This window comes from Cupriavidus laharis (assembly GCF_914271435.1).
In the GTDB taxonomy this organism is placed as follows: Bacteria; Pseudomonadota; Gammaproteobacteria; order Burkholderiales; family Burkholderiaceae; genus Cupriavidus; species Cupriavidus laharis.
On sequence record NZ_CAJZAI010000015.1, the window covers coordinates 21,762 to 48,137 of the forward strand.

Annotated in this window: 22 protein-coding genes and 1 tRNA gene; 8 read left to right on the top strand and 15 right to left on the bottom strand. The window is 65.4% G+C overall.

What is annotated here, in order from left to right:
• Positions 1-461: 461 nt before the first annotated feature.
• The 7 genes from LDO29_RS22800 to LDO29_RS22830 form a co-directional block, all read right to left on the bottom strand.
• Positions 462-1,649, bottom strand: a complete 1,188-nt coding sequence (locus tag LDO29_RS22800; protein WP_018006273.1) for a ribonucleotide-diphosphate reductase subunit beta — start codon at positions 1,647-1,649, stop codon at positions 462-464.
• Between the two features lie 141 nt (positions 1,650-1,790).
• The gene (locus tag LDO29_RS22805; RefSeq protein ID WP_224082011.1) at positions 1,791-4,730 is read right to left on the bottom strand and encodes a ribonucleoside-diphosphate reductase subunit alpha; all 2,940 of its coding nucleotides are present in this window, start codon (positions 4,728-4,730) and stop codon (positions 1,791-1,793) included.
• A 519-nt stretch (positions 4,731-5,249) separates the two neighbouring features.
• On the bottom strand, positions 5,250-5,861 hold the full coding sequence (gene ampD / locus LDO29_RS22810; RefSeq protein ID WP_224082012.1) for a 1,6-anhydro-N-acetylmuramyl-L-alanine amidase AmpD: 612 nt from the start codon (positions 5,859-5,861) through the stop codon (positions 5,250-5,252).
• The gene (locus LDO29_RS22815; protein WP_224082013.1) at positions 5,858-7,444 is read right to left on the bottom strand and encodes a sigma-54-dependent transcriptional regulator; all 1,587 of its coding nucleotides are present in this window, start codon (positions 7,442-7,444) and stop codon (positions 5,858-5,860) included. The genes ampD and LDO29_RS22815 overlap by 4 nt, the downstream gene beginning before the upstream one ends.
• A gap of 25 nt (positions 7,445-7,469) precedes the next feature.
• Positions 7,470-9,563: a sensor histidine kinase gene (locus LDO29_RS22820; RefSeq protein ID WP_224082014.1), complete on the bottom strand. Its 2,094-nt coding sequence runs from the start codon at positions 9,561-9,563 to the stop codon at positions 7,470-7,472.
• Positions 9,560-9,814, bottom strand: coding sequence for a PP0621 family protein (locus tag LDO29_RS22825; protein WP_224082015.1), 255 nt, complete (start codon positions 9,812-9,814; stop codon positions 9,560-9,562). The genes LDO29_RS22820 and LDO29_RS22825 overlap by 4 nt, the downstream gene beginning before the upstream one ends.
• Positions 9,815-9,821: 7 nt before the next feature.
• A complete protein-coding gene (locus LDO29_RS22830) occupies positions 9,822-10,775 on the bottom strand; it encodes a cytochrome C assembly family protein (RefSeq protein WP_224082016.1) in 954 nt (317 codons plus the stop codon).
• A 93-nt stretch (positions 10,776-10,868) separates the two neighbouring features.
• On the opposite strand from LDO29_RS22830, the gene ffh reads away from it, so the two are divergent.
• Both ffh and LDO29_RS22840 read left to right on the top strand, forming a co-directional pair.
• Entirely contained in the window at positions 10,869-12,260 is a 1,392-nt protein-coding gene (gene ffh / locus LDO29_RS22835; protein ID WP_224082017.1) for a signal recognition particle protein, read from the top strand.
• A gap of 52 nt (positions 12,261-12,312) precedes the next feature.
• Positions 12,313-12,855, top strand: coding sequence for a hypoxanthine-guanine phosphoribosyltransferase (locus tag LDO29_RS22840; protein WP_224082018.1), 543 nt, complete (start codon positions 12,313-12,315; stop codon positions 12,853-12,855).
• Between the two features lie 6 nt (positions 12,856-12,861).
• Here the strand turns inward: LDO29_RS22840 and LDO29_RS22845 are convergent, their stop codons facing one another.
• From LDO29_RS22845 to LDO29_RS22860, 4 genes are all read right to left on the bottom strand, one after another.
• On the bottom strand, positions 12,862-13,488 hold the full coding sequence (locus LDO29_RS22845; RefSeq protein WP_224082019.1) for a LysE family translocator: 627 nt from the start codon (positions 13,486-13,488) through the stop codon (positions 12,862-12,864).
• 122 nt (positions 13,489-13,610) lie between these two features.
• Positions 13,611-14,486: a 2OG-Fe(II) oxygenase gene (locus LDO29_RS22850; protein WP_224082020.1), complete on the bottom strand. Its 876-nt coding sequence runs from the start codon at positions 14,484-14,486 to the stop codon at positions 13,611-13,613.
• Positions 14,483-15,208, bottom strand: coding sequence for a lytic transglycosylase domain-containing protein (locus LDO29_RS22855; protein ID WP_224082021.1), 726 nt, complete (start codon positions 15,206-15,208; stop codon positions 14,483-14,485). The genes LDO29_RS22850 and LDO29_RS22855 overlap by 4 nt, the downstream gene beginning before the upstream one ends.
• Positions 15,209-15,212: 4 nt before the next feature.
• Complete coding sequence (locus LDO29_RS22860) at positions 15,213-16,934, bottom strand: proline--tRNA ligase (RefSeq protein WP_224082022.1); 1,722 nt, start codon at positions 16,932-16,934, stop codon at positions 15,213-15,215.
• Positions 16,935-17,128: 194 nt separating this feature from the next.
• Here LDO29_RS22860 and LDO29_RS22865 point away from each other — a divergent pair, with 194 nt between their 5' ends.
• Together LDO29_RS22865 and LDO29_RS22870 are read left to right on the top strand one after the other, a co-directional pair.
• Entirely contained in the window at positions 17,129-17,809 is a 681-nt protein-coding gene (locus tag LDO29_RS22865; RefSeq protein WP_224082023.1) for an RNA pyrophosphohydrolase, read from the top strand.
• Positions 17,809-18,387 (top strand): CNP1-like family protein, encoded by a 579-nt coding sequence (locus LDO29_RS22870; RefSeq protein WP_224082024.1) that lies wholly within the window; start codon positions 17,809-17,811, stop codon positions 18,385-18,387. The genes LDO29_RS22865 and LDO29_RS22870 overlap by 1 nt, the downstream gene beginning before the upstream one ends.
• Before the next feature lie 78 nt (positions 18,388-18,465).
• Here LDO29_RS22870 and proB read toward each other — a convergent pair whose 3' ends face one another.
• From proB to rplU, 4 genes are all read right to left on the bottom strand, one after another.
• Positions 18,466-19,584: a glutamate 5-kinase gene (gene proB / locus LDO29_RS22875; protein WP_224082025.1), complete on the bottom strand. Its 1,119-nt coding sequence runs from the start codon at positions 19,582-19,584 to the stop codon at positions 18,466-18,468.
• 84 nt (positions 19,585-19,668) lie between these two features.
• Positions 19,669-20,766 (bottom strand): GTPase ObgE, encoded by a 1,098-nt coding sequence (gene obgE / locus LDO29_RS22880; RefSeq protein ID WP_224082026.1) that lies wholly within the window; start codon positions 20,764-20,766, stop codon positions 19,669-19,671.
• Between the two features lie 113 nt (positions 20,767-20,879).
• Positions 20,880-21,140 (bottom strand): 50S ribosomal protein L27, encoded by a 261-nt coding sequence (gene rpmA / locus LDO29_RS22885; protein ID WP_011299102.1) that lies wholly within the window; start codon positions 21,138-21,140, stop codon positions 20,880-20,882.
• A 39-nt stretch (positions 21,141-21,179) separates the two neighbouring features.
• Positions 21,180-21,491, bottom strand: coding sequence for a 50S ribosomal protein L21 (gene rplU, locus LDO29_RS22890; RefSeq protein WP_011299103.1), 312 nt, complete (start codon positions 21,489-21,491; stop codon positions 21,180-21,182).
• Positions 21,492-21,962: 471 nt separating this feature from the next.
• On the opposite strand from rplU, the gene ispB reads away from it, so the two are divergent.
• The 4 genes from ispB (at position 21,963) to LDO29_RS22910 (ending at position 26,375) form a co-directional block, all read left to right on the top strand.
• On the top strand, positions 21,963-22,892 hold the full coding sequence (gene ispB / locus LDO29_RS22895) for an octaprenyl diphosphate synthase (RefSeq protein ID WP_224082077.1): 930 nt from the start codon (positions 21,963-21,965) through the stop codon (positions 22,890-22,892).
• A 92-nt stretch (positions 22,893-22,984) separates the two neighbouring features.
• A tRNA-Pro gene (locus LDO29_RS22900) sits at positions 22,985-23,061 on the top strand.
• Positions 23,062-23,334: 273 nt separating this feature from the next.
• Complete coding sequence (gene pilB, locus LDO29_RS22905; RefSeq protein WP_224082027.1) at positions 23,335-25,065, top strand: type IV-A pilus assembly ATPase PilB; 1,731 nt, start codon at positions 23,335-23,337, stop codon at positions 25,063-25,065.
• A gap of 35 nt (positions 25,066-25,100) precedes the next feature.
• Positions 25,101-26,375, top strand: coding sequence for a type II secretion system F family protein (locus tag LDO29_RS22910; protein ID WP_224082028.1), 1,275 nt, complete (start codon positions 25,101-25,103; stop codon positions 26,373-26,375).
• Position 26,376 lies beyond the last annotated feature (1 nt).

Here is a 26,376-nt window from a genome sequence, read left to right on the forward strand (position 1 = left end):
ACTGGCTCTAACAGTGTCACCGTCTGACGAATCCGACAATTCCGGTTTCGCACAGCGGAACTGTCGTGAAACGACATTGACATCCCTGGTTGCGCCGACGAGCGTCGCTCGCAACGTCCGGCTGAGGCACCGCGTACCGACGTGAGCATGCCTTCGCCCGTTTGCGGGAACACTTGCTTCCCTTAATCGTGATCCCCGGAGGAAGCGCTGAGTGATTCGCCGTTCTTGGTCGCCCCTCGCCCACTTTGGCTATCGAACACTCGATTGCCTTCCAGCGTGTAGTTGCTATGCCACCAGTACCCGCAACTCACGCGCCATGGCAGGCACCACCTGACTGGCGCCACGGGCAAGATTGGCCCGAAAGTTGTATTAGATTTCGGAGCAAGACAAAAAAAGAGGCCTCATTCGGCCTCCCCTTCGTCAAAACTCGGAATTGACACAAAAACCACAACCACCACCCATCAATCCCAGCTCAACGCCCCACCCGTCTGATACTCAATAACCCGAGTCTCAAAGAAGTTCCGCTCCTTCTTCAGATCAATCATCTCGCTCATCCACGGGAACGGATTCTCCTCATTCGGGAACAGCTGATCCAACCCAATCTGCTGGCACCGACGATTGCAGATAAACCGCAAATACGACTTAAACATCGGCGCATTCAGTCCCAGCACGCCACGCGGCATCGTGTCCTCAGCGTAGCGATATTCAAGATCAACAGCCTTCTTGAACAACTCCGTAATCTCAGCCTTGAACTCCGCCGTCCAAAGATGCGGATTCTCCAGCTTGATCTGATTAATCAAATCAATCCCAAAATTGCAGTGCAGCGACTCATCCCGCAGGATGTACTGATACTGCTCCGCCGCCCCAGTCATCTTGTTCTGCCGCCCCATCGCCAGGATCTGCGTGAAGCCCACATAGAAGAACAGACCTTCCATGATGCAAGCAAACACGATCAGCGACTTCAGCAGCTTCTGGTCGTTTTCCGGCGTGCCGGTCTTGAACGACGGGTCGGTCAGCGTGTCGATGAACGGGATCAGGAACTCGTCCTTGTCGCGGATCGACTGCACCTCGTGGTACGCGTTGAAGATCTCGGCTTCGTTCAGGCCCAGCGATTCAACGATGTACTGGTAGGCGTGCGTGTGGATGGCCTCTTCAAAGGCCTGGCGCAGCAGGTACTGGCGGCATTCCGGCGCGGTGATCTGGCGGTAGGTGCCCAGCACGATGTTGTTGGCGGCCAGCGAGTCGGCGGTGACGAAGAAGCCCAGGTTGCGCTTGATGATGCGGCGCTCGTCCTCGGTCAGGCCGTTGGGGTCTTTCCACAGGGCGATGTCGCGGGACATGTTGATTTCCTGCGGCATCCAGTGGTTGGCGCAGCCGGCCAGGTACTTTTCCCACGCCCACTTGTACTTGAACGGGACGAGCTGGTTGACGTCGGTCGAGCCGTTGATGACGCGCTTGTCGGCGGCGTTGACGCGGCGGTTGCTTTGCGCGGCGGCGGCGTTGGGGTTGTTGCCCAGGATGCCGGCTTGCGTGGCGCTCGACGGCAGGACGCCTTGCTGGTCAGCGGTGGCAGCCGATGCAGCGGGTTGCAGAGCAGGCTGCGGTGCGGCCTGCGGGGTGGCTTGAACGTCGTCGTCCCAGCTCAGCATGATGTTGTTCTCCGTGGAATTCTCAATGTTGTCGCTCCCGCGCAGGCGGGAGCCCAGTGACTTTTTAAAGACGCTGGGTTCCCGCCTGCGCGGGAACGACGGAGTGGAAGGGTTACGGCCTTCGCACTCCTCAGTCGCGTGTTACTGGCAAGCCTCGCACTCTTCAAACCCAGGATCACCCGGGCGCATCGTGCAAACCGCGCCTTCCGCTTCCGGCATGGCCGGAGCCGAAGCCGCCGCGGCATCCAGTGCCGAACCACCATCACTGCCCGACGACACCGCGTTCAGCGAACCACGCGACACGGTGGACTTCTCCACGTGCGTGGCAGCCATCGTGCGCAGGTAATACGTGGTCTTCAGACCGCGCAGCCAGGCTTGCTTGTAGGTGTCGTCCAGCTTCTTGCCAGAGGCGCCGGCCATGTAGATGTTCAGGGACTGGGCCTGGTCGATCCACTTCTGGCGGCGGCTGGCGGCTTCCACCAGCCAGGTCGGCTCGACTTCGAACGCCGTGGCGTAGATGTCGCGCAAGTCTTGCGGAATGCGGTCGATGCGCGATAGCGAGCCATCGAAGTACTTCAGGTCGGCAACCATCACTTCGTCCCACAGGCCGCGTTCCTTCAGGTCGCGCACCAGGTAGTCATTGACCACGGTGAACTCGCCCGACAGGTTCGACTTGACGTACAGGTTCTGGAACGTCGGCTCGATGCACGCAGACACGCCGATGATGTTCGAGATCGTGGCGGTCGGCGCGATCGCGATGCAGTTCGAGTTGCGCATGCCGTGCTGCTTGATGCGGGCACGCAGGCCGCTCCAGTCCATGCTGCTGGACATGTCCACGTCCAGGTAGCCGCCGCGCTCTTCGGCCAGCAGCTTGAGCGAGTCCTGCGGCAGGATGCCGCGGTCCCACAGCGAGCCGGTGTAGGTCTCGTAGCGGCCACGCTCTTCGGCCAGCTCGGTGGAGGCCTGGTAGGCGTAGTAGCACACGGCTTCCATCGAGGTGTCGGCGAACTTCACCGCGGCGTCGCTGGCGTACGGCGTGCGCAGCACGTGCAGGCAGTCCTGGAAGCCCATGATGCCCATGCCGACCGGACGGTGGCGCAGGTTGGAGTTGCGGGCCTTCTCGACAGCGTAGTAGTTGATGTCGATGACGTTATCCAGCATCCGCATGGCGGTGCGGATGGTCTTCTGCAGCTTGGCGTGGTCGAGCACGTACGAGCCGTCAGCCTGCTTGGCCAGGTGGGCCACCAGGTTCACCGAACCCAGGTTGCACACGGCGATTTCGCTGTCGTTGGTGTTCAGCGTGATTTCCGTGCACAGATTGGAGCTGTGGACGACGCCGACGTGCTGCTGCGGGCTGCGGATGTTGCAAGGATCCTTGAAGGTGATCCACGGGTGGCCGGTTTCGAACAGCATGCCCAGCATCTTGCGCCAGAGCTGCATGGCCGGGACCTTCTTGAACAGCTTCAGTTCGCCGTTGGCGGCCTTGGCTTCGTAGCCCAGGTAGGCCTGCTCGAACGCCTTGCCGACCTTGTCGTGCAGGTCCGGGCAGGTGGACGGCGAGAACAGCGTCCATTCGCCGTTTTCCATCACGCGCTTCATGAACAGGTCCGGAATCCAGTTGGCCGTGTTCATGTCGTGGGTGCGGCGGCGGTCGTCGCCGGTGTTCTTGCGCAGTTCCAGGAATTCTTCGATGTCCAGGTGCCACGTTTCCAGGTAGGCGCAGACGGCGCCCTTGCGCTTGCCACCCTGGTTCACGGCCACGGCGGTGTCGTTCACCACCTTCAGGAACGGGACCACGCCCTGCGACTTGCCGTTGGTGCCCTTGATGTGCGAGCCGAGCGCGCGCACGTTGGTCCAGTCATTGCCCAGGCCGCCGGCGAACTTGGACAGCAGCGCGTTTTCCTTGAGCGCTTCGTAGATGCCTTCCAGGTCGTCCGAGACGGTGGTCAGGTAGCACGACGACAGCTGCGAGCGCTGGGTGCCCGAGTTGAACAGGGTCGGCGTGGACGACATGAAGTCGAACGACGACAGCAGCTGGTAAAACTCGATGGCGCGCGCTTCGCGGTCGGTTTCGTTGAGGGCCAGGCCCATGGCGACGCGCATGAAGAATGCCTGCGGCATCTCGATGCGAGTCTCGTCGATGTGCAGGAAGTAGCGGTCATACAGCGTCTGCAGGCCCAGGTAGTTGAACTGGAAGTCGCGGCCGGCGTCCAGCGCGGCGCCCAGGCGGGCCAGGTCGAAGGTGGCCAGCTTTTCGTCCAGCAGCTCGGCGGCGATACCGCGGGCGATGAACTTGGGGAAGTACTCGGCGTAACGCGTGGTCATCTCGGCCTGCGTCACTTCGGCACCCAGGATTTCCTTGCGGATGGTGTGCAGCAGGATACGGGCGGTGACCTGGCTGTAGTCCGGGTCCTTTTCGATCAGGGTACGCGCGGCCAGGATGGCGGAGTCGTACACCTGCGTCATCGGCACGCCTTCGTACAGGTTCTTGAGCGTTTCCTTCAGGATCGGCTCGGCGCTCACGGTCTTGCCCAGGCCGGCGCAGGCGGTGTCGAGCAGGTCGTGCAGCGCGACGATATCCAGCGGCTTGGTCACGCCGCCGTCGGTCACGTTGAACTGGATGCCGGCTTCCTGCACGCGGGCTACGGCCTGCGCGCTCGCGCTGGCGCGCTCCTGGGCGCGCTTCTCGCGGTACAGCACGTAGGAACGGGCCACTTCATGCTCGCCCGAGCGCATCAGGGCCAGCTCGACGTGGTCCTGCACGTCCTCGATATGGATGGCGCCACCGCTCGGGCGGCTGCGCACCAGCGCGCGCACGACGGCATGCGTCAGTTGCTCGACGATCTCGCGCACGCGTGCGGAAGCGGCGCCCTGCCCGCCGTTCACCGCGAGGAAGGCCTTGGTCATGGCGACGTTGATCTTGGTCGGCTCGAACGCCACCACGGCGCCGTTACGGCGGATGATCTTGTAATCCTGGTAGTTCGTCGTGCCGGCTTGGGCGGCGGGGGCCTGTTGCGCGGTACCTGCAATACCGGCGGCGCCCGCTGCGCCCGTGGTGATTTCGTTCTGGGCCGTCTGCATAAGAACTCCTGTCTTTTTAGCCTGTTTTAAGAGACAAAAGAGTCCCTGGCGAAATGGGCTGCGAAAGTGTCCTGCCACGCTTGGGAGGCGGCGGGACTGACTGCCTTTTGCTAAACATTTCGCCAGGGACTCTTGTGATGCGCCGGCCCCACATCAGGGTTTCAACCACTATCGCCACGTCTGCGACAGCACCCCTCACTGCTTGACCAGCTCCCCGGTTGAACTACTAGATATAGTGGTCACTGCGGAAAACTTGGCTAAGTATAGTGAAAGAATTCCGGATGACCAGTCTTGACAAGCGTGGTTGCGACACCCGGATGACATGTGCGGCAGCGCCACATTCCCGGGAACCGCGCTACGACAAGGGATCGCGCCAAGTCGTTCGCAAACGCACATTTTTTGGAAATTTTTTTTATCCGAGCGGCGCGTCCGATAGCCCCACACGAGCGTGGGGAATTGGCATGTGACATCGCGCCGACATGGTGCCGTGGCAGCCGCTTGGCAGCCCCGACAGGCACCTCAACTGTGCGAGGGGCGGTAGGGTAACAGGTTTTGCGGAACGTCGGCGAGACGCGCGAAACGGTCCCAGTCGAAGTGCGGTCCGGGGTCGGTCTTGCGGCCCGGCGCGATGTCGCTGTGGCCGGCAATCGCCTGCACCGGCAAAGTGGCGCGCAGTGCCTTTACCAGCGTGGCGGTGGTGGCGTACTGGGCGGCGGTGAACGGCTGGTCGTCGGCGCCTTCGATCTCGATGCCGACCGAGAAGTCGTTGCAGCGGCCGCGGCCGAAGAAGTCGGACAGGCCCGCGTGCCAGGCGCGCTTGCCGCACGGGACGAACTGCACGAGTTCGCCATCGCGCCGGACCAGGAAGTGGGCGGATACCTGCACCTGGTGGATCGTGGCGAAGAATGGGTGGCGGTCGGGATCGAGCCGGTTCTGGAAGAAGGCCTCAATGTCACCGCTGCCGAACTGGCCCGGCGGCAGGCTGATGTTGTGCAGCACCACCAGGTCGACCGGCATGCCTGCGGGCCGCTCGTCGAAGTTGGGTGATGGCACGCGGCGCGCGGCCGGCACCCAGCCTTCGGCGTCAGGCAGGAAGCTGGCAGGGACGGGGGCGGAAGCCCGGGCCGTCATGCCGCGCCCTCCCCTTCATCGCGTTCGTCACGCCCGTCACGGATACCGAGTTGCTGGATACGGTAGCGAAGCTGGCGCAGGTTCAGGCCCAGCAGCGGTGCCGCGGCGGTACGGTTGAAGCCGGTCTGGGCAAGCGCCTGCAGGATGATCTCGCGCTCCACGTCTTCGAGCCTGGCGGGCAGATCGACGGGGAACACCACGCCGCGGCACGCGCGCTCGGCGGGATCAGGCAGGTCGGCTGCCACGGCAACGGCTTCCGGTTCCGGTGCGGCCGCCGTCAGCGGCGCGGATACGGGAATCGGCGCGGGTTCGGCGGGCATCATGCCGGCCCACGGCGTGTATGGGGTCAGCGGCGACGGCGCCGGGCGGATCGCCGCCCGTTCCATATTGGTGTCGAGCGGGCCCAGGTCGGCCAGCTGGATGTCCTCCGCCTCGGCAAACGCATAGGCGCGTTCGAGCAGGTTTTCCAGCTCGCGCACATTGCCCGGGAACGGATAGGCCACCAGCCGCTCCAGCGCGGCCTGCGACAGGCGGCGCGGGCGCGGGTCGCCGTAGCGCACGGCCAGGTGTTCGAGGATGGCGCGGGCCAGTACGGGGATATCTTCGGCGCGCTCGCGCAGCGTCGGCATGCGCAGTTCCAGCACGTTGAGCCGATAGTACAAGTCCTGGCGGAACTGGCCCGCGGAGACCATGGCGGCCAGGTCCTTGTGGCTGGCACACATCACGCGTACATCGACGGCATCTTCGCGGCTGGCGCCGATCTTGCGCACGCGGCGTTCCTGCAGCGCGCGCAGCAGCTTGACCTGCATGGCCAGCGGCAGGTCAGCCACCTCGTCGAGCAGCAGCGTGCCGCCGTTGGCGGCCTGGAAGAAGCCACCGCGCTCGGCGTCGGCGCCGGTGAACGCGCCTTTGACGTGGCCGAAGAACTCGGACTCCATCAGGTTTTCGGGGATGGCACCGCAGTTCACCGCCACGAACGGATGCGCGGCACGCGTGCTGGTGGCGTGGATGGCGCGCGCGGCGCGCTCCTTGCCGCTGCCCGATTCGCCGCTGATCACCACCGGTGCCATGCTGCGCGCCAGCCGCGAGAGCGAGCGGCGCACTTCCTGCATGGCCGGCGAGTGCCCGGGCAGTAGCGCGGCGGCGCGGTCGGCGGCCTGCGCGGCTTCGGCACTGGCGGCGTTGTCCTGGTCTTCACGCTGCTGCCGGCCCAGCGCATTCAGCACCAGGCTGCGCAACTGGTCGAGCGACACCGGCTTGGCGATGTAGTCGAACGCGCCGGCCTTGAGCGCCTCCACGGCGTTGTCCGCGCTGCCGTAGGCGGTGATGACGGCCACGGGCACGCGTTCCGGCGCGGCGGAAAGCTGCCGCACGATCTCGATGCCCAGGCCATCGCCCAGGCGCATGTCGGTCAGCACCAGACTGTAGCGGCGCTGCGAAAGCTTCTCGCGCGCTTCGGCCAGCGAGCCGGCCAGCACCACGTCATGCCCCATGCGGCGGATGGAGATGTCGAGCAGCTCGCGCAGGTCTGCCTCGTCGTCGATGACGAGGATGGGATCTAGGCCGGGCGTTCTGGGTGGCATGGAGCAGCGTGTCGGGTGCGGAAGTTCAATGGATCTGCGCGTCGGCCAGGGCCGCGTCGCCGGTGTCGATGCGCAGCGTCAGCACGAAGGCCTTGGCGGGCAGTGTATCGCGCGGGGTAGCCAGCAGGCCGGTACGGGCGAGCAGGTCGTCGAGTGCGATAGTTCCGTAGCGGACCTGCGCATCATTGGCGCCGCACAGTTCGCGCGCCATGAACAGGCCCAGCCCGGTGCCCTGCGCATTGCTGGTGAAGAACGGCTCGAACAGGCTGCGCTGGTGTTCGCGCGGAATCTCGGTGCCGTCGTTCCAGACGATCAGCTCGGCGTGGTGCTGGTCCAGCGCGTGGGCGAGCAGGCGGATGGCGCCCGGCAGGCGGCTGCAGTAGCGCCAGGCGTTATCGAACAGGTTGCCCAGCACCTGCTGGAGCTGCGAGGCGTCGAAGATGACCGGCTGCGCCACGTCCACCGTGAGCCGGATCGCGTTGGGGTTGATCTCGCCGCGGCCCGGCTGGCGCGTGTCGCCGGCGCGCGGCAGCCGCGAGCGCATCTCCAGGCGCCAGCGGTCGACGATCTCGGGCAGCGCCTGCGCGAGCTGCACGGTGCTGCGGCCGGTGCGCGGGCGGCGCGAAAGCTGCAGCACGTCAGACACGACCTGGTCCAGCCGGCGCACGTTGTCATGGATGATGCGCAGCAGGCGTGCATCGACGTCCGATTCCACGCCGCCGCCGTCGCCCATGCGTACGCCGTCGCCAAGCAGCTCGCTGGCCTGGCTGATGGCCGCCAGCGGATTGCGGATCTGGTGGGCCACGCTGGCCACCAGCCGGCCCATGGCGGCGAGCTTTTCCTGCTGGACCTGCTCGGCAATGCGCTCCCAGCTTTCGATATGGACCAGCACGGTGTCGCGCATCTCGCTGCGCAGCAGCGCCTCGTCATCGGGCGACCAGGCCATGGCTTCCTGCTGGGCAATGGCCAGGCGCAGGCGCGCTGCGGCCTCGGGCGTCAGTTCATTCCACGCGGCGGTGTCGAGGCTGGACGGCATGGTGGTCGTGCTGGCAATGGTGTTGCGCAGCCCGGCCAGGCCCGGCAGCACGAAGCGCAGGCGCAGCCGCGTGTGCAGATTGCCGCCGCCGGGCGGCGCAGGGCGCGAGACGATGGGCAGCAGTTGCAGGATGCGCGGCACGTCGTCCTTGCTGCGCAGCCAGTCGCGCAGCATTTCCATGAGCGGCTGCAGGCGCGGAATGCGGCGCAGATCGAACACCGCGGCCTGGCCACCCTCGGCGCCCTCGCCTTCGCCTTCCCGGGTGCGGCGCGAATAGACGCGTTCATGCGGCTGCACGCCCAGCAGCACCACGGCGGCGGGGTTGGCCGCCACCACCATGCCGTTGGCACGCACCAGCATCACGCCGTCCTGCATGTCGTTGACCATCAGCCGGTTGACAAGCTGCTGCAGGCGCAACTCCTGCTCGCGCGCGAGCGCCAGCTTTTCCTGCGCCACCTGGCGGTACGCCAGCATATACATCAGCAGCGCCGCGATCATGAAGACCAGCCCGTACAGGCCCGAGCCGAGCAGGCCGGCGTCCGCCTGGCGCAGCAGGATGGTCTGCATGAACGGGTGCGCCATCACCACCAGCGCCGAGACCGAGGCCGCGAACAGCGCGAACAGCAGGCTGGCGAGCGCGCCGGCTTCCAGCGCCGGCAGCAGGAAGATCATGGCGAGGCCGTCGGCATGGCCGTTGCGGCCGAGCGTCTCGTAGATCAGGCCGAGCATGGCCAGGTCGGCCAGCACCTGCAGCCGCACGCGCAGGTGGAAGCGGCGGCGCCACAGCGTGCCGGCCAGCATGGCCAGCGCGATGCCCAGGTAGGGCATGGCCAGCTGCATGGCCGCCGTCTTGTGGTCAGGCAAGGCCAGCTGGAACGGCAGCGCGAGCGACACGCCGTGCGGCTCGGCGCTGCGTTGCATGATGGTGTAAGCCAGCAGCAGCAGCCCCACGGCCACCCGGGTCCAGCAGAAATAGCGCAGCAGGCGCCAGTGGAAATCAGGCGGCTCGGGCTGCCGCCACAGTTGCGCGAAGCCGTGCCACGCGGCGTGCCGGGCCAGGTTCGTCGGCCGCGCCGTGATCATGTGCGGTCGCCGCTGTCTTCGGGCAGGTGGCTGCGCCGGCAGTAGTGCAGGCCGCGCCAGGCAATGGCCTCGCTCCGCGGCAGGTGAACGCCGCAGTGGGCGCACTGGACCATGGCCTCGGCCTCGTTGTCACGGGAAGCGGGCGTAGGGCGGGTCGCGCGGGCAGCTTCTTCACGCTGCGCTTCGGCACGGGACCGCAGCCACCAGAAGACCCCCAGCACCACGGCCAGCAGGATAAGGATTCTTGCCATGGCGATCTCAGAGCCGGTGCAGGATCACTTCGATCACGAAGCGGCTGCCGACATAGGCCAGCAGCAGGATGCCGAATGAGGCAATCACCCAGCGCAGCGCCACGCGGCCGCGCCAGCCGCGGAAGTGCCGCCCGGCCAGGATGCCGCCGAACATCAGCCACGAGATCAGCGCAAACACGGTCTTGTGATCGAGCCGGAAGGCCCGGCCGAACAGTTCCTCGGAGAACAGCAGGCCGGAGGCGATGGTCAGCGTCAGCAGCACGAAGCCCGCGCCGATCAGGCGGAACAGCAGCTTTTCCAGCGTCAGCAGCGGCGGCAGCAGGTCCAGCCAGCGGCCTAGCCACTGCTCGGCCGGCGCCTTGGCCTTGCCGTTGCCATTGCCCGGGCGCGACGGCGCATGCTTGAAACCATGCAGGCGGCGTTCGGCCAGCAGCATGAGGAAGGCGTGGAAGGCCGCCAGCGTGAACAGGCCGTAGGCCACGTTGGCAATGATGAAGTGCAGCTTGAACAGCGGCTGCGCGGCATAGCCCAGGATCTGCGAGCCCGGGAAGGCCAGCGGCATCAGGCTGGCAACGAGCGCCACCGGGATCACGATCAGGCCCAGTCCGGCCAGCGAGAAGAAGAAGCTTTCGATCCAGTAGATGCCCACGCCCAGCCACAGCATGGCCGACAGCGCAAAGGCAAAGCCGAATACCATGCGATCGGCCGGGAAGATGGTCTCGTGCAGCAGCATGCCGTGGCTGGCCAGCACGCCTGCCATCAGCAGGTGCCACCAGGCCGGCTGCGTGTCGCCGCGCGCCGCTGCGGCGCCCGCGGGCCCGCCATTGGCCGTCAGCACAGCCGACGTCGCGCCACCGGCGTGACCACCGGCGGCGGCAAGCCGCGGATTGCGCGTCGCCCAGCCGTGCCAGGCCAGGCCGCAATAGAGAAGTGCCGTCAGGGCATACAGTACAATGACCATTTGCGCAGTTTACCTTAGTGCCCACTGCCGGTGGCGGACGCGTAACGCGGTAACACAGGCGGCAACAGAGCCCTTTTCTCCCCCATTTCTGCCATGCTGGACAATCTCACTCAACGCCTGGCGCGGGTCGTCAAGACCATGCGCGGCGAGGCCCGCCTGACCGAGGCCAATACCGCCGAAATGCTGCGCGAAGTGCGCCTGGCCATGCTCGAAGCCGACGTGGCCCTGCCGGTCGTGCGCGACTTCATCGCCCGCGTCAAGGAAAAGGCGATGGGCGAGGACGTGGTCAGCAGCCTGACCCCGGGCCAGGCCCTGGTCGGCGTGGTCCAGCGCGAGCTGACCGCCGTGATCGGCGGCGAGGAAGCAGTCACCGGTGCCAGGAGCGCCGAGCTGAACCTGGCCGTGCAGCCCCCCGCCATCATCCTGATGGCCGGCCTGCAGGGCGCCGGCAAGACGACCACTGTCGGCAAGCTGGCCAAGTGGCTCAAAGAGAACAAGAAGAAAAAAGTGCTGACGGTCTCGTGCGACGTGTACCGCCCGGCCGCTATCGCCCAGCTGAAGACAGTGTCCGAACAGGTCGGCGCCGAGTTCTTCCCGTCCCAGCCCGACCAGAAGCCGGTGGACATCGCCCGCGCGGCAGTGGACTGGGCGCGCAAGCATTACCACGACGTGCTGATCGTCGATACCGCGGGCCGCCTGGGTATCGACGAGGCGATGATGCAGGAAATCGCCGCGCTGCACGCCGAGCTGAAGCCGGCCGAGACGCTGTTCGTGGTTGACGCCATGCTCGGCCAGGATGCGGTCAATACCGCCAAGGCCTTCAATGACACCCTGCCGCTGACCGGCGTGGTGCTGACCAAGCTGGACGGCGATGCGCGTGGCGGTGCCGCGCTGTCGGTGCGCCATATCACCGGCCGTCCGATCAAGTTCGTCGGTGTCGGCGAAAAGCTCGACGGCCTGGAGCCGTTCTACCCCGACCGCATGGCCCAGCGTATCCTGGGCATGGGCGACATCCTCGCGCTGGTCGAGGAAGCCCAGCGCGGCGTGGACATGGACGCCGCCGAGAAGCTGGCCAAGAAGATCAAGAAGACCGGCGGCTTCGACCTGGAAGACTTCAAGGCCCAGATCGGCCAGATGAAGAAGATGGGCGGCCTGGGCAGCCTGGTGGACAAGCTGCCGGCGCAGTTCGCGCAGCAGGCGCAGGGCGCCAACATGGACCAGGCCGAAAAGCAGGTGGCCCGTATGGAAGGCATCATCAACAGCATGACGCCGGCCGAGCGCGCCAAGCCCGAGCTGATCAAGGCCAGCCGCAAGCGCCGCATTGCCGCGGGCGCGGGCGTGCCGGTGCAGGAAGTGAACCGCCTGCTGAACCAGTTCGACCAGATGCAAGGCATGATGAAGAAGCTCAAAGGCGGCGGCATGATGAAGATGATGCGCCAGATGGGTGCAATGAAGGGCGGCATGAAGGGCCTGTTCAACCGCTGATCCTGCCCTCCCCCTTCTTCCCCCGCAAAGAGACAAGAACAGGATAGACACCATGATGACCGCTGAACAGGCCCGCGAACTGTGGGCCAACTCCGAGGAAATCGTCAGCGCGGAAGAAGTCCAGGCTTCGCTGGACCGCATGGCGAAGGAAATCACCGACAAGATGGGCGATGCCTTCCCGCTGGTGCTGTCCGTGATGGGCGGCGCGGTGGTCTTCACCGGCATGCTGCTGCCCAAGCTGCAGTTCCCGCTGGAATTCGATTACATCCACCTGTCCCGCTACAACAACAAGACCGTGGGCGGCGAGATGCAGTGGCGCGTGGCGCCGCGTGAGTCGGTCAAGGACCGCGTGGTGCTGGTGCTCGACGACATCCTGGACGAAGGCGAGACCATGGCGGCGATCCGCGAGCGCATCCTGGCCATGGGCGCGAAGGAATGCCACGCCGCCGTGCTGTGCGAGAAGACGCTCACCAAGATCAAGCCGATGCACCCGGACTTCTGCGGGTTCCAGGTGCCGGATCGGTATGTGTTTGGCTGCGGGATGGATGCGAAGGGGTATTGGCGGAATCTGGGGACGATTCGGGCGCTGATGTAAGCGCCGTCAGCCGGCGTGGTGCGCCCCCAGGATCGGCCACAACGACGCCAGCAGCAGCAACGCCATTCCCACATTGAACACGCGCAGCACCCGCGGCTGCGCCAGCCAGCGGCGCAGGGCCGAACCGAACACGGCCCACATTGCCACGCTGGGCAGGTTGATGACGGCAAAGATGCCGGCCATCAGCACCACGTTCAGCCACACATTGCCGTGCAGCACATAGGTGCTGCACGCGCCCACCGCCATTACCCACGCCTTCGGGTTGACCCACTGGAACGCCGCCGCCTGCAGGAAGCCCATCGGCCACGCGACCTGTTTGTCCTGCACGCCGCCTGAGGTGGCAAGCTTCCACGCCAGCCAGACCAGGTAGACGCCGGCCACCACGCGCAGCACCTGCCAGGTCCACGGCCAGTGCGAGAACATGGAACCGAGGCCGAGACCGACAAGAGCCACCATCAGCGCAAACCCGCTGCTGATGCCGAGCAGATGCGGAATCGTCCGCGCGAAGCCGAAGTTCACGCCCGAAGCCAGCACCATGGTGTTGTTGGGGCCGGGCGTGATAGAAGACACCAGCGCGAACGCGGAAAACGCAAGAAAGACGCCGGAACCGGCGACAAGGTCAGGAAAGGCCATGGCAGGCACACCGCAGGATGCAAAGGGAATGCTGCCAGTCTAGTCACAGCAAACGGTACAGTACCGGTACAGTTTGCCGGAATTCTGCCGTGACGGGATGACGTGGGAAGGCGGGCCAGTCGCTACCCGACCGCGCGGTACGGGTGCTCGCGCAGCCACTTGGTGGCGATCCATTTCTCGCCGGCTTGCACGGGCAGGCCGGCGTGCAGGGTGCGCTCGTCCAGCGTGCCATCAGGCAGCAGGTAGCTGAAGTAGACGGCGTTGCCCTTGACCGGGGCCACCTCCAGGCCGATGCGCGGGAATGCAGTGGCGCCGCCCGCCTGCGGCGTGTTCAGGTAGATCACCAGCGTGGCGATGCGCTGGCCGCCCACGCGGAGCTGGCGCGCCTCGCCGGGGCGCTTCGGGTTGAAGAAATCGAAATGGGGCTGGTATTCGCCGCCGGGCTTGTAGTTGAGGATCTGCAGGCCCTCTCCGTGGTCGGCGGGCACGCCGGTCACCGTGGCGATGCGGGTCTCGATGCGTTCGAGCAGCGCATGTTCGCCGACCTGGAACATCGCGCCCATGCTGGTGCGCGCGTCGATCAGGTTCTCGTCGCCGGTATCGGGGTTGACCACCGGCGACCGCGCCAGCCGGCCGCGCGCGAGGTCGACCAGTGCATCGCACTCGGCATCGCTGAGCAACTGGTGGTACAGGCGGATGGCGGGTGCCTGCAGCGAGAACAGCACTGGCACCTCGCCCGGCGCCTGGCGCTTCGCCGGACTGGCAACGGGGGCCCGGGTCGCTGCAGGCGTGGCAGGCGCTGCAGCCGGCCGGTGCCCCATGGCCGTGGCCACGGCGGTGCGCGCGAACGCGGCGTCGTAGCCGGAACGCAGCATGGACAGCACCAGCGACTCGGCACCGAAGCCCTCGGCGATATGTCGCGCCAGCCAGCGTTCGAGCTCCGGCGACGAGGTGGCGTAGCCCGGCGAGCCCACGGCCGGGCGCGTGTCGGTGGTCATGACGGATTGGCCAGGCGCTGCGGCGAGAACGGGTTGCGTGCTGGTGCCTCGGGCAGCAGCTTGCGCGGACGGGTCGGGGCGTTCTCCGGATCTCCCGCCATGGTCACCGTGGCCTCCGAATACTGCCAGCGCTTCCACGCCGCCAGCACCGCGTTCGGGTATTCCGGGCGGCCGCGGCTGCCGTTGTAGCGCCCCAGCGCCAGGAACAGGTCACCCTGCTCGCGGTCCAGGTAGTGGCGCAAGATGGTGCAGCCGTAGCGCAGGTTGCTCTGCAGGTGGAACAGCTTGCGCGGGTCGTTGTCGCCGATGGTGCGAGTCCAGAACGGCATCACCTGCATCAGCCCGCGGGCACCGACCGAACTCATGGCGTACTTGCGGAAATTGCTTTCCACCTGCACCAGGCCCAGCACCAGCGCGGGCTCCAGCCCGGCGCGCTTGGCTTCGTAGTACGCGGTTTCGATCAGCTCCACGCGCATCTGCGGCTCGGGGATGCGGCCTTCGAGCCGGTGCGACATCTCGCCGAGCCACTTCAGGTAGGCCAGGCGCTCGCCGCCCGTGGCAAAGACGGGACGCACCGGGCGCGAGTCGGCAATGGCTGCCGCCAGCGCGCCGCGCACCGAATCGGCCAGGTCTTCTTCCTTCTGCGCGCCGGCCTGTGCGGCAGCGGCGGCCAGGGCCAGCAGCAGGCTGCCGGCCGTGCGAACCAGACGGGCCGCGCGCATGGGCTTACTTGCCGAGCTGGCTGCGTACATGGCCGACCGCGTCGGCCACCGCCACCTGGGTCGCCTGGGCGTCGCGGCGGCCCTGGTATTCGACCTTGCCTTCCTTCAGGCCGCGGTCGCCCACCACTACGCGGTGCGGTACGCCAATCAGTTCCCAGTCGGCGAACATCACGCCCGGGCGCTCGCCGCGGTCGTCCAGGATGACGTCAACGCCGGCAGCCAGCAGCTCGGCGTGGATGTGGTCGGCCTCGGCCTTGACGGCTTCGGAGCGGTCATAGCCGACCGGACACACCACCACCTCGAACGGGGCGATGGCAGCGGGCCAGATGATGCCGCGCTCGTCGAAGTTCTGCTCGATGGCGGCGCCCAGGATACGGGTGACGCCGATGCCGTAGCAGCCCATCTGCATCGGCTGGGTCTTGCCGTTCTCATCCAGGAAGGTGGCATTCATGGACTCGGAATAGCGCGTGCCCAGCATGAACACGTGGCCCACCTCGATGCCGCGGCAGATTTCCAGCGTGCCCTTGCCGTCCGGCGACGCATCGCCGGCAACCACGTTGCGCAGGTCGGCCACGACGGGCTCGGGCAGGTCGCGGCCCCAGTTGACGCCGGTGTAGTGGTAGTCGCGGTAGTTGGCGCCGCAGCAGAAGTCGCTCATGTTGGCGACGGTGCGGTCGGCCACGACCTTGACCGGCTTTTTCATGTCGATCGGGCCCAGGTAGCCCGGGGGCGAGCCGAAGGCGTCGACGATCTCGTTCTCGGTGGCGAAGCGGAAATCGGCCAGGCCGGGCACCTTCGAGGCCTTGACCTCGTTCAGCTCATGGTCGCCGCGGATCAGCAGCAGCCAGATTTCGGCGCCGGCGTCCGTATCCTTGGCCAGCACGATCGACTTGACGGTGCGTTCAAGGGGGATGCCCAGGAACTCGGCCACGTGCTCGCACTTGGCCTTTTCCGGGGTGAAGGTCTTTTCCAGCGCCTGGGCCGGTGCGGCGCGCCCGGCCAGCAGCGGCAGCGCCTCGGCGGCCTCCATGTTGGCGGCGTAGTCGGAGGTCGGGCAGTAGACGATGGCGTCTTCGCCGGTGTCGGCGATCACGTGGAATTCATGCGAACCCGAGCCGCCGATGGCGCCGTTGTCAGCCGCCACGGCACGGAATTCCAGGCCGAAGCGCTGGAAAATACGCACATAGGCGTCGTACATGTTCTGGTACGACTGCTTCAGGCCTTCGGTGTCGCGGTCGAAGGAATAGGCATCCTTCATCGTGAATTCACGGCCGCGCATGATGCCGAAGCGCGGACGGCGCTCGTCGCGGAACTTGGTCTGGATCTGGTAGAAATTGACCGGCAGCTGCTTGTAGCTGCGGATTTCGGAGCGGGCGATGTCCGTCACGACTTCCTCGGACGTCGGCTGCACGGCGAAGTCGCGCTCGTGGCGGTCCTTCAGGCGCAGCAGCTCGGGGCCCATCTTGTCCCAGCGGCCGGTTTCCTGCCACAGCTCGGCCGGCTGGATCACGGGCATGGACAGCTCAACGGCGCCGGCGCGGTTCATTTCCTCGCGGACGATGTTTTCCACCTTGCGGATCGTGCGCAGACCCACCGGCATGTAGCTGTAGATGCCGGCGCCGAGCTTCTTGATCATGCCCGCGCGCATCATCAGCTTGTGCGACACGATTTCCGCGTCGGCGGGGGCTTCCTTGAGGGTGGAAATGAAGAATTGCGAGGCTTTCATCCGAATGTTTTCTCTGGAAACCGGGAGATCCCGGTGAATATGCGGCAGCCATGCCGCGCAAGACCGTCTGGAACGCGCCGGAAACTGCCTGAAACTGCCCTTCCCGCTCGGGGAAAACCAGCAGCACCCCGCCTGAGCCGGGCCGCGCGCATCCTTTATAATCAACATAATTCTAAAGGATTCGAGGTGCAGTCATGCTCGATCGTGAAGGCTTTCGCCCGAACGTCGGCATCATCCTCATCAACGCACGAAACGAGGTTTTCTGGGGCAAGCGAATCGGCGAGCATTCCTGGCAGTTTCCGCAAGGCGGCATCAAGTACGGCGAAACGCCGGAACAGGCCATGTACCGCGAACTGCATGAGGAGATCGGCCTGCTACCGGAGCACGTCAGGATCGTCGGTCGCACGCGCGACTGGTTGCGCTATGAGGTGCCGGACAAGTTCATCCGCCGCGAGATCCGCGGCCATTACAGGGGCCAGAAACAGATCTGGTTCCTGCTGCGCATGGCAGGCAGGGACTGTGACGTCCACCTGCGCGCCACTGACCACCCCGAGTTCGACGCCTGGCGGTGGAGCGACTACTGGGTGCCGCTGGATGCGGTGATCGAGTTCAAGCGCGATGTCTACCAGCTGGCGCTGACCGAGCTGTCGCGCTTCCTGAACCGGAATCCCCGCGTGCCGCTCAGCCCATACGGCGTGCATCATGGCCGCCATGGCAGCGGGCAGCGGTACGCCCAGCAGCCGGGCCAGCCGCCGGCCCTGTCGCAGCGCCGACCGCCACAGGCAGTTACACCGGCGGCGCCGGTAGCGCCTGCGGCAGCAGATGGCGAAGCAGTTTTGCCGGCCGAGCCGGCTTCCAACCCCACGGAGTCCTGATGAATCGTGTTACCGGCCCGGGCCGCCGCGGCGGCCTGACGGCTGCCGGCCTGCTGCTTGCCGCTGCCTGCCTGGCGCTGGCGGGCTGCAAGACCACCGGCAAGGAAATGCCAGAGGAAGAATCCAAGTGGATCAACCCGTTCGAGCCGAAGACCTTCAAGGAGGAAGAGGCCATCCTGCCGGCGCTGCCGCAGGATGCCAACCTGATCCCGTTTTCGGTCAATGGCTCCGGCAACCTGACGTTCCAGGTGGACAGCAAGTCGGTGTCGGTCGGCAACGACAAGGTGGTGCGCTTCACGGTCGTGATCAGCAGCGCTACCGGCGCACGCAACGTGAACTTCGAAGGCCTGCGCTGCGATGCCTTCGAGCGCAGGATCTACGCGACGCTGCCGGTTGGCGCGAAGGAGTGGGAGCTTAACCGAGGCGATTCGCGTGACAGCTGGATCCGCATGCAGACTTCGGCCCGCAACGCCTACGCGGCCACGCTGGCGACCGATTTCTTCTGCGAGGGACGCACGGTGGCCGGCACGCCGGAAGCGATGGTTCGCGACCTGAAGGACCACGCTCCGAGTCGCTGAGCCGTGGCGCGCTGAAAGCAACAAGGGCGATGCCGAGGCATCGCCCTTCTCTTTTGCACCTTTGCCTTTACGTCAGGTTCAGACCAGCACGAGGTTGTCCCGGTGGATCAGTTCGGGCTCGTTCAGGTGACCCAGCACGGTCTCGATCTCCGACGACGGCTTGCGCGCAATCAGCCGCGCCTCGGCGCTCGAATAGTTGGTGATGCCGCGCGCCACTTCGCGCCCGTCTGCGCCGACACAGGCAATCACCTCGCCGCGCGCGAATTCACCCTGCACTTCGACCACGCCGATCGGCAGCAGCGACTTGCCGCCGCTGGTCAGCTTTTCCACGGCGCCGGCATCGATGACCACGCGGCCGCGCAGCTGCAAGTGATCCGCCATCCACTGCTTGCGCGCGGTCAGGCGGCCGGTCGGCGCCAGCAGCTGCGTGCCGATGGCCTCGCCCGCGGCCAGGCGTTCCAGCACGTTGGCCTCGCGGCCGGAGGCGATGGTGGTATGTGCGCCGGACTTGGCCGCGCGCTTGGCCGCCAGGATCTTGGTCAGCATGCCGCCGCGGCCGATGGACGTGCCGGCGCCGCCCGCCATGGCTTCCAGCTCGGGGGTGCCGGCCAGCGCCTCGTCCACGAACTCCGCGTTCGGGTCCTTGCGCGGATCGGCGGTGTAGAGCCCACGCTGGTCGGTCAGGATGACCAGCGCATCGCCTTCGATCAGGTTGGTCACCAGCGCGCCGAGCGTGTCGTTGTCGCCGAACTTGATTTCGTCGGTAACCACGGTGTCGTTCTCGTTGATGATGGGCACCACGCCCAGCGACAGCAGCGTCAGCAGCGTGGAACGTGCGTTCAGGTAGCGCTCGCGGTCGGCCAGGTCGGCGTGGGTGAGCAGCACCTGCGCGGTACGGATGCCGTAGCGGCCGAACTGGCTTTCATAAACCTGCGCCAGGCCCATCTGGCCGACGGCGGCGGCGGCCTGCAGTTCGTGGATTTCCTTCGGACGGCGTACCCAGCCCAGGCGCTGCATGCCCTCGGCAATGGCACCGGAGCTGACCAGCACCACCTCCTTGCCGACCGTGCGCAGCTTGGCGATCTGCGCGGCCCAGCGCGCGATGGCGTCGTAGTCCAATCCCTTGCCGTCGTTGGTGACCAGGCTGGACCCGACCTTCACGACGATACGTTTTGCCTGGGCAATGACCGATTGCATGGCGAGAAATCCTGTCTCCGGGGGCTTTCTTGGCATCCCCAATGGTGATCCCTCGCCCCGCATGGGCGAGGGAGAAAAGCTGGCTTACTGCTCGTGACCTTCCTGGTCGACGTTGTGCAGGCGCTCGTCGAGCCGGATGTCGGGCTCGGCCAGCGCGGCGGCCTCTTCGGCCTTGATCGCGGCCAGGTGGTCCTTGATCGCGTAGATCAGCTCGCGGCAGCCTTCGCCGGTGAGTGCCGAGATCTGGAAGACCGGGCCCTTCCACTTGTAGCGCTTGATGAAATCCTTCGCACGCGCGAGGCGCTCTTCCTCGGGCACCATGTCGAGCTTGTTCAGCACGAGCCAGCGCGGCTTCTCGTAGAGCGTTTCGTCGTACTTCTTCAGCTCGTTGACGATGGCCTTGGCTTCCGCCACCGGGTCCACCGCTTCATCGAACGGCGCCAGGTCGACGATATGCAGCAGCAGACCGGTGCGCTGCAGGTGGCGCAGGAACTGGTGGCCGAGTCCCGCACCCTCTGCCGCGCCTTCGATCAGGCCGGGGATGTCCGCCACCACGAACGACTGTTCGTGGTCGACGCGCACCACGCCCAGGTTCGGGTGCAGCGTGGTGAACGGGTAGTCCGCCACCTTCGGGCGCGCGTTCGAGATATGCGAGATGAACGTCGACTTGCCCGCGTTGGGCATGCCCAGCAGGCCGACGTCGGCCAGCACCTTGAGCTCCAGCTTGAGCATGCGGCGCTCGCCGGGCTTGCCGTCCACCTGCTGGCGCGGCGCACGGTTGGTACTGGACTTGAAATGCAGGTTGCCCCAGCCGCCCATGCCGCCCTCGGCCAGGCAGACCTTCTGGCCGTGCTCGGTCAGGTCGGCGACCAGCTCGCCGGTGTCCATGTCGGTAATCAGCGTGCCGACCGGCATGCGCAGCGTGATGTCGTCGCCAGCCGCGCCATAGCAGTCGGAGCCACGGCCATTCTCGCCGTTCTTTGCCACGTGCTTCTTGGCGTAGCGGAAGTCGATCAGCGTATTGATATTGCGGTCCGCGATGGCGAACACGCTGCCGCCCCGGCCACCGTCGCCGCCATCCGGACCACCGAAGGGCACAAACTTCTCGCGCCGGAACGAGGCGCTGCCATTGCCGCCGTTGCCGGCGATGGCTTCGATTCGGGCTTCGTCGATGAACTTCATGTTGGGTTTCCGTGGTGGACCGGGCTACCGACCGGCATTGGCAACTTGCATTGTCGCCAGAAATGAAAAAGCCCCGCAAGCATTGCGGGGCCTTCTTGCTGCAAAGGCTGTTATCAGGCCGCCGGAACGACGCTGACGTGCTGCTTCTTGGCAGGGCCCTTGACGGCGAATTGCACGTGGCCGTCGACCAGTGCAAACAGGGTGTGGTCCTTGCCCACGCCCACGTTGTCACCGGCGTGAACACGGGTGCCGCGTTGGCGGATGATGATGCCGCCGGCGTTGATGGCCTGGCCACCAAACACCTTCACGCCCAGACGCTTCGATTCGGAATCACGGCCGTTCCGCGTGGAACCGCCGCCTTTTTTCTGTGCCATGACTTACTCCTGTCGCTTTACCGGGTTACGTTCGAATGATCAGGCGTTGATCGCTTCGATGCGCAGCTCGGTGTAGTTCTGACGATGGCCCTGACGCTTCTGGTAGTGCTTGCGACGGCGCATCTTGAAGATCTTCACCTTGTCGTGACGACCTTGGGAGATAACGGTAGCTTTGACGGAAGCCCCGCTCACCAGCGGCGTACCAAACTTGATTTGGTCGCCGGCGCCCACTGCGAGCACCTGGTCGAGCGTGATTTCTGCGCCAATGTCTGCCGGTATCTGTTCTACTTTCAGTTTTTCGCCAGCAGCAACCTTGTATTGCTTGCCGCCGGTTTTTACGACCGCGTACATTGTCGAACCTCTCGGATGTGAATAAAACGCCGATGGCCTGCACTGGAGCGCTTGCGCGCACGTTGAGGCCCGGTTATCTCCCGCCGGTCAGCACCCGTAAAACGGGCAAAGCAACCGGAGGAAACCGCATATTGTAAACGAGACGGCGGAAAAACGCAAAGAAAACAGGCACATAGCCTGCCCGGCGACGCCTTGCGCACTTCTGCGCGGGCGAGGATCAGGTCAGATCGGCCAGCAGGAAGCCCGCCAGTGCGGCAAACGCCACCCACAATGCCGTGCGACGGATACTGCGGCGGGACATGGGCTTGTTCATGTCCGGATTATAGTCCGCCAGCCGCGCACATCCCCCGAACGGGACAGGCATTGGCATGAACCACGTTGGCATCGCATATAATCGTCCGGTTTTGCGTAACGGTGATCATCTTGACCCAGCCTTCCGCCACTGCCTTGCTTGCCCCCGTCGCTGCAGACATGCGCGCGGTCGATGCGGTCATCCGTCAACGGCTGTCTTCCGAAGTCCCGCTGATCGAGCAGATCGGTGAATACATCATCGGCGCCGGCGGCAAGCGCCTGCGCCCGGTGATCCTGCTGCTGTCGGCGCGCGCCTTCGGCTACGACGGCAACCGCCACCATGAGCTGGCCGCGGTGGTGGAGTTCATCCACACCGCCACGCTGCTGCATGACGACGTGGTCGACGAATCCGAGCTGCGCCGCGGCCGCCAGACGGCCAATGCGGTGTTCGGCAATGCCGCCAGCGTGCTGGTGGGCGACTTCCTCTATTCGCGTGCGTTCCAGATGATGGTCGATGCGGGCAGCATGCGCATCATGGAGATCCTTTCCAACGCGACCAACGTGATCGCCGAGGGTGAAGTGCTGCAGTTGCTGAACATGCACGACCCCGACGTCACCATCGAGCGCTACCTGCAGGTGATCCGCTACAAGACGGCCAAGCTGTTCGAGGCCTCGGCGCAGCTTGGCGCCGTACTGGCCGGCGCGGATGCCGCCATGGAAGAAGCGGCAGCCGAGTACGGCCGCCGCATCGGCACCGCGTTCCAGCTCATCGACGACATGCTGGACTACACCGCCAGCGCCGAGCAGATGGGCAAGAACGCCGGCGACGACCTGCGCGAAGGCAAGCCCACGCTGCCGCTGCTGCATCTGCTGGAGTACGGCACACCGGAGCAGCGCGCACTGGCACGCGAAGCCATCGTGCAGGGCGGCACCGAGCATTTCGACGCAGTGTTCTCGGCCATCCATGCCAGCGGCGCGCTGGAAGTCACGTTCGAAGCCGCACGCCGCGAGGCCGAGGCCGCAGAGAAAGCCGCGCAGCAGTTCCCGGCGTCGGAACTCAAGGACACGCTGATTGCGCTGTGCGCGTTCTCGCTGCAGCGGCAATCCTGAAATTGCCGGCACCCTCTTCCCATTCGGAAAAAACGCTGTTAGACTTACATTCTTTGCTGCTGACCGCCAACGTTGGCAACAAAATCAGAATTCGGGGTGTAGCTTAGCCTGGTAGAGCGCTACGTTCGGGACGTAGAGGCCGGAGGTTCGAATCCTCTCACCCCGACCAGAATTCATGGTCATGCCGTACCTGGCCAGCAAGAAGCCGCACAGCGATGTGCGGCTTTTTTGTTTTCCTGATCGCCTTCATCGCGGCGCCGGTCTCCGCCCTTCCCTCGCCCCCACATTCCCCGCGCTAGTAGGGTTGCGCCCGTGTCGCACAAATGCCGACACCGCCAGTTGTCGCCTTTACAAAAAGTGACCCCGGCGGCAAACTGCGCCGATCCGGGGCCCATGGCCCCGACCGGCGCCCCCGGGCGCATCGCACCACCTGGTTCCTGCCATGACACTTGGTCTCGCCCTTGCCCAGAGCCGTCGTATCGCGCCCGCGCTGCTCGCCCAACTGGAGCAGTCGGCGCGCGAAAAGAAGACGCAGCTGATCGACGAGATCGTTGGCAGCGGCACCATGAGCGCGCACGACGTCGCGCTGTTCGCGGCCGACAAGTACCAGCTGCCGCTGCTCGACCTGGCTCAGTACAACCTGAACAAGGTGCCGCCCGCGCTGGCCGGCAACCGCGAATTCCACGCCCATCGCCTGCTGCCGCTGGGCCGGCGCGAGAACCGCCTGGTGGTGGGGATGTCGGACCCGTCCAACCAGGCCGGGCTCGACGCCATCAAGCAGAAGTACAACCTGCCGATGGAAACCGTGGTGGTGGAGCACGACAAGCTGATGAAGCATGTGCGCTCCGCCGGCGAAGCGGCGGGCACGCTCAAGGACGTCGCCCCCGGCATGTCCGCCGAGCGCAAGCTGATCGAGTACGACCCGGTGGCCTCCACGGGCGCGCAGCGCAACCGCACTGGCACCGGCAGCGACATCGACGACGCGCCGGTGGTGCGCTTCCTGCAGAAACTGCTGACCGAGGCCTTCCACCGTGGCGCATCGGACCTGCATTTCGAGCCGTTCGAGACCTTCTACCGCGTCCGCTTCCGCGTGGACGGGGTGCTGCAGGAGGTAGCGCGCCCGCCACTGGATATCCGCGACAAGATCGCCACCCGCATCAAGGTGCTGTCGCGCCTGGACATCTCCGAAAAGCGCGTGCCGCAGGACGGCCGCATGAAGCTGCTGCTCGCGCTGCCGCAGGAAAAGGATGCCAAGGAAGTCGTCGAGAAAGCGGTGGACTTCCGCGTGTCGACGCTGCCCACGCTCTTCGGCGAGAAGATCGTGATGCGTATCCTGGAATCGTCGTCCGACAAGCTGGACATCGACCAGCTCGGCTACGAGCCCGAGCAGAAGGCACTGCTGATGGAGACGATCAAGCGTCCCTACGGCATGATCCTGGTCACCGGCCCGACCGGCAGCGGCAAGACCGTGTCGCTCTATACCTTCCTGAACCTGCTGAACCAGGGCGACATCAATATCTCGACGGCGGAAGACCCAGCCGAAATCCAGCTGCCCGGCATCAACCAGGTCAACGTCAACGACAAGGCCGGCCTGACCTTTGCCGCGGCGCTGCGCTCGTTCCTGCGGCAGGATCCGGACATCATCATGGTCGGCGAAATCCGCGACCTGGAGACCGCCGATATCTCGATCAAGGCCGCGCAGACCGGCCACCTGGTGCTGTCCACGCTGCATACGAACGACGCGCCCACTACGCTGACGCGCCTGATGAACATGGGCGTGGCGCCGTTCAACATTGCCTCGAGCGTGCTGCTGATCACGGCGCAGCGCCTGGCGCGGCGGCTGTGCACGTGCAAGCGGCCGGGCACGATCCCGCGCGAGGCGCTGCTCGACGCGGGGTTCAAAGAGCACCAGATCGACGGCAGCTGGCAGCCTTACCATCCGGTCGGCTGCGAGCGCTGCAATGGCAGCGGCTACAAGGGGCGCTGCGGCATCTACCAGGTCATGCCGATCACCGAGGCGATGCAGCAGATCATCCTGTCGCACGGCACGGCGCTGCAGATTGCCGAGCAGGCCCGGCGCGACGGCGTGCTATCGTTGCGGGAAGCCGGCTTGCTGAAGGTCAGGCAGGGGGTCACGTCACTCGAAGAAGTGCTGGCCACCACCAATACGTAAAACTACAGACAAATAATTAATGTCGGGGGTCGAACATGGCAACGCGCGCACCATCTGCGGGCGCACGGGCGGCAGTGCCGCCACGCGCGAAAGCAGGACGAGCAGGACGTAAAGCACCCACGCAGTACATCTTCGAGTGGGAAGGCAAGGACCGCAAGGGCAAGACGTTCACCGGGGAACAGCGGGCCGAGAACCAGGCCGAGGTCACGGCGGCATTGCGCAAGCAGGGCCTCACCGTGGTCAAGATGAAGAAGCGCAAGGCTGCGCGCGGCAAGAAGATCACCGAGAAGGACATCGCGTATTTCACGCGCCAGCTCTCGACCATGCTGAAGGCGGGCATCCCGCTGCTGCAGTCGATCGACATCATCGCGCGCGGCCACGCCAACCCGAACTTCACGCAGCTGCTGTCCGACATCCGCTTCGACATCGAGGCCGGCAGCAGCATGGCGGCGGCCTTCCGCCGCCACCCGCGCTACTTCGACACGCTGTATTGCAACCTGATCGACGCCGGCGAACAGGGCGGTATCCTCGATTCCCTGCTGGAGCGCCTGTCGCTCTACATGGAAAAGACCATCGCGCTGAAAGGCCAGATCAAGTCCGCGATGATCTACCCGATCGCGGTGCTGACCGTGGCCTTTGCCGTGACGGTGATCCTGATGCTGTTCGTGATCCCCGCCTTCAAGGGCGTGTTCTCGAGTTTCGGCGCCAACCTGCCTGCGCCGACGCTGGTCGTGATCGCGATCTCTGACTTCTTCGTTTCGTACTGGTACCTCGTCATTGGCTTGCCGGTGGGCGCCATTGCCTTCTACCTGCGTGCCTTGAAGAAATCGGAAAAGGTGCAGCGCAGCACCGACCGCATACTGCTGAAGATGCCCATCTTCGGCAGCCTGTTCCGCAAGGCCGTGATCGCACGCTGGACGCGCACGCTCGCCACCATGTTCGCCGCGGGTACGCCGCTGGTGGAATCGATGGAATCCGTGGCGGGCGCGGCTGGCAACTGGGTCTACTACGACGCCACGCGCGAGATCGAGCAGGCCGTGCGCATCGGTACCAGCCTGACCAACGCGATGCAGGCCACGCACGTGTTCGACAACATGGTGCTGCAGATGACCCAGATCGGCGAGGAATCGGGTGCGCTGGACAATATGCTGATCAAGGTGGCGGAGTTCTACGAGCGTGAGGTCGATGATGCCGTGGCGGCCATCTCGAGCCTGATCGAGCCGCTGATCATCGTGGTGCTGGGCGTGCTCATCGGCGGCATGGTGGTCGCGATGTACCTGCCGATCTTCAAGCTGGGACAGGTGGTGTAAT